Origin of the sequence: Mesorhizobium sp. M7A.F.Ca.US.005.03.2.1 (assembly GCF_003997795.1) — a bacterium.
GTDB classification, from domain to species: Bacteria; Pseudomonadota; Alphaproteobacteria; order Rhizobiales; family Rhizobiaceae; genus Mesorhizobium; species Mesorhizobium ciceri.
Window position 1 is genome coordinate 1 of record NZ_RZRP01000645.1, and the last position, 3,714, is coordinate 3,714.

At 59.4% G+C, this 3,714-nt stretch carries 2 protein-coding genes; one reads left to right on the forward strand and one right to left on the reverse strand.

The window, feature by feature from the left end; all coding sequences use genetic code 11:
• Positions 1-419: 419 nt before the first annotated feature.
• Positions 420-1,373: a hypothetical protein gene (locus EN991_RS27475; protein WP_348630507.1), complete on the reverse strand. Its 954-nt coding sequence runs from the start codon at positions 1,371-1,373 to the stop codon at positions 420-422.
• A 1,499-nt stretch (positions 1,374-2,872) separates the two neighbouring features.
• Here EN991_RS27475 and EN991_RS27495 point away from each other — a divergent pair.
• Positions 2,873-3,714: FAD-binding oxidoreductase (locus EN991_RS27495; protein WP_164769402.1), on the forward strand; the 842-nt coding region annotated here is incomplete at its 3' end.

Genomic DNA, 3,714 nt, shown 5'->3' on the forward strand with positions numbered 1-3,714 from the left:
CTCTTGCGCCGACCTGGAGGAACATGCGTCCGCAGTCGAAGTTCGGAATGCGCTTGGCAAGGAAATCTCCTTGAAACAGCCGAGCAAGGCCCGCCACTGGCTCCGAGACCCGGTGGCGGGCCACCCGCAATCAAATCTTTTCGTAGGCTGGAACCTGTTTCTGAAATCGAAGTTGGAAATGTGCTTGGTTGAGATTCCCCTCCTCAAATCCAAGCTCTGGTGCAAGTGCAAGGCCCGCCGCTGTAATTGTGTCCTCAGCGGCGGGCTTACTTCGTCAGGCGCTCCACGGTCTCAATGATCGCCTTGGCCAATGCCTCGCCTTCATAGATCGGCTCTGGGCCATAGTAGCCCCGTCAACCATTGCTCGGATGGCAGCACGCCGGGAGGGCAGACCTGCTCGATGGCCATTCGGACGGGCTTCAAGGCTGCGCGTTCGCCAGTGAGTTCGATTGCCACAGGGGGCGATACGGCTGCGGTGTCATAATTTCGCCTCGCGGATCGCTCGCAAAGTCGCATGGCGCAGCTTGTCCTCGCGCTTCAAGGTCTTCACGCGTCCGACAAGGCCAGGTTTGATCCATTCGGCGTCGGGCTTGTCCGCTCCCTTCGGCGTGCCTTTCCCCTCTTGCACCTTGGCCCATAGGCGTTCGCGCATGGCTTTGGTCAGGGCGATGTTTTGCTGATCCGACGTAGCGGCGTTCCGCATCGCGGGTCGCCATCAATGCGAGGGGAGCTGAACCGGGTTTTAGCTGCACGCCTGCAACCTCAAAGTCGACTTCCTCGTAGCATTTGGTTTTCAGCCACGCTTCGGTGTCGCCTGACCGATAAACGCTGTCAGGCCGCTTCGACACCATGCCCTCCAGGCCCATGCGATCAACCGCGGCGTAGAAGTCGGCCCCGCCGCCATGCACATGGTGACTGTACTGGATCACGCCCTTGGCAGGCCCGACGAGTTCGAGCAGCTTTTCCCGACGTTCCAGCAGAGGTGCTGGGCGCAAGTTGACCCCGTCCAGGTGCAACAGATCGAAGGCGACGAAGATGATCCGATCCGGCGCCCATCGCATTGCGGACCGCAGCGAATGGAAATCCGACACGCCCTTCCCATTGAGGACGATTGCCTCGCCGTCGATGATTGCCGACTTGGGTGAAAGGGTTGCCGCCGCCTCGACAATCGTCTTGTACGTCGATGACCAGTCATAGCCTCTTCGCGTGATCGCTCGGGCCGTGCCGTCTCGATTATGATTTGCGTCCGATAGCCATCGTACTTGATTTCGTGAATCCAGTTGTCTCCTGTCGGGGGGACCTCGACAAGCCTGGGAAACATTGGCCTGATGAACTTCAGACGCATGAACTGACCCGCAAGACTGCGTTTCAATTTAGCATGCGCTAAAATGGTTCCGGAACATTTTAGACGAATTGACTGTTTGACAGCCATGGCGAGGCCGTCCGACGTGGACCATCCATTCCCGGCAAGGAGCACGGCGGCGAACCAGCCGATGAGGACGACAACTTCTATACCTGCCCGACGTGCGGACAGCAGGTCGACATGCGCGACTTGCGGCAGGTGATTTGGCACGAGCAGCCAAAGCAAGCCGCTCCTGTTGCTGGTAGATTAGCCGCGCCAGCACATCGGCAGCAGCACCCCTCTCAAAATTGGCGGAACATAATTTAGACCCGTCAGTTGGGAGAACTCATGGGAGGCGCGCGATGTTGCAACGTGAAATCTCCATTGTCTCGGACAGGTCGAAATTGGTGGCGGACTATTCTCTGATCGCCGCCGATATAGCCCAGCGTCTATCTTTGCGCGCTTGCAATGACAACGCTTCCGCCAACGTCCCGTGGGCACCGAAACATTCCGAGGCCCCGACTTCGCCGGCCTCGCACACCCGCCGAGTATTCCTCGACCGATCGTGCTTTAGCCACGATCTATGCGTCGACGGTGGTGGGGATAACGCTGATTCTGGCGTCGGCAGTTTGAGTTACGCGACCTGATGCCGCTCTCCCAGAAACTATCTTCGGTTGAGATGACACTCAAATGCCCCGGATGTGGAAACGAGTTCACCAAGCCAGGGCGTTGGTTCATCGTTGCCGCCCACTATCGGTGCGAAGGTTGCCAGCGTTTACACCGCCTTCCTTATCCAGAAAAGGTGGAACTGTTCGAAAGATACGCCCAAGGGTGTGAAGACGGGCTCGGCAGCATCGACAGTGGGCCCGCACCGCTTGGGTGAGGACCGATGCGGGCCCGGCCAAGGGTTGCCTTTCCTTGGCCAGCAGCGTGCGGGGCGCTGCCGCCAAGAACTGAGCATGAGTAATAAGGTTCCGCTGATACAAAAAAGCCCGCCAGCCGTCAGGCCAGTGGGCAGTTCTCATGGGGAAAGCACCGAATGGGAACAGTGCAACGACCGAATCTCGACAGCGCGGTTTTTGTTCCACCGTCCGCGAACAGACCTAGCGTCGTTGCCTTGGTAAACCCGTACGGCAACCCTTCCGGCCTTTCAATTTTTGCCCGATGGCTCGCTACTCTGCGGCCCTGTCACCTCAAGGTTTAGGACTGACGCTACCCTGTCACAGATAGTCGATATCCACCCAGATGTTACGCCGCAACCGGCGGCGGTGTTACGTTAGTCGAGGTATACCGTGGTGTGCGAGCTGCTCGGCTGGTGGCGTGCGCCTCTCCGTTGCTTGGTGTGACTGTCATGGGGCCGCGAGCCGACTGGCAACTTCCTAGAATCCAGTTGGCAAAAGCGGCCATTCCGCACCGAGCGCCACTTATCGGATCGAAGGTGTTTTCGGCGTCACAGGCCCGCCAACTGGTGTTATGCTACTTCTCATCGCGAGGCTTGAGCTTACGCGGTGAGAAGTTGAGGAGGAGGATATGTTAGAGACGCAGCTTCAAAGTCGCAATGGCATGCCGATTGGCGCCGACCTCATCGATGAGTTCGCTTCGGGGTTGGCTGGCCGCCTTATCCGGCTCGCTGATGCCGATTACGACGAGGCACGCCGTATTTGGAACGCGGCAATTGATCGACACCCTGGACTCATCGCACGCTGCCTCGGTGTTGCTGATGTAATCCACGCAGTGAAATTCGCCTCTAAAAACGACCTTCTTGTCGCGGTGCGTGGGGGCGGTCACAATGTCGCCGGGCGCGCGCTCTGCGACAACGGCATCGTGATCGACCTCTCCGCCATGCGTGGCGTGATGGTTGAGGCCAAGACCCAGACCGTGCGAGTTCAGGGCGGCGCGACGCTTGGCGATCTCGACCGAGAGACGCATTTGCATGGGTTGGCGGTGCCGGTCGGCGTCGTCTCTAAGACCGGCGTTGCCGGTCTGACGCTCGGCGGCGGCGTAGGCTGGCTGGTGCGCAAGCACGGACTGAGCTGCGACAATGTGATTTCGTTTGAGCTGGTGACAGCGGAGGGCAACCTGCTGACGGCCAGCATGGAAGAACACCCCGACCTGTTCTGGGCTTTGCGCGGCGGCGGCGGTAATTTCGGCATCGTCACCTGCTTCACCTTCCGAGCGCAGCAAATATCTTCAGTGCTCGGCGGCCTGATCGTTCACGCACGCGACAAGTCCGGTGAGGTGTTGCGCTTCTATCGTGACTTCATGGCCACGGCACCGGAGGAACTGACTGCCTACGCGGCCATGCTGACGACGCCGGACGGTATGCCGGCGGTCGGCGTAATCGCATGCTGGTGCGGTGACGTGGTAGAAGG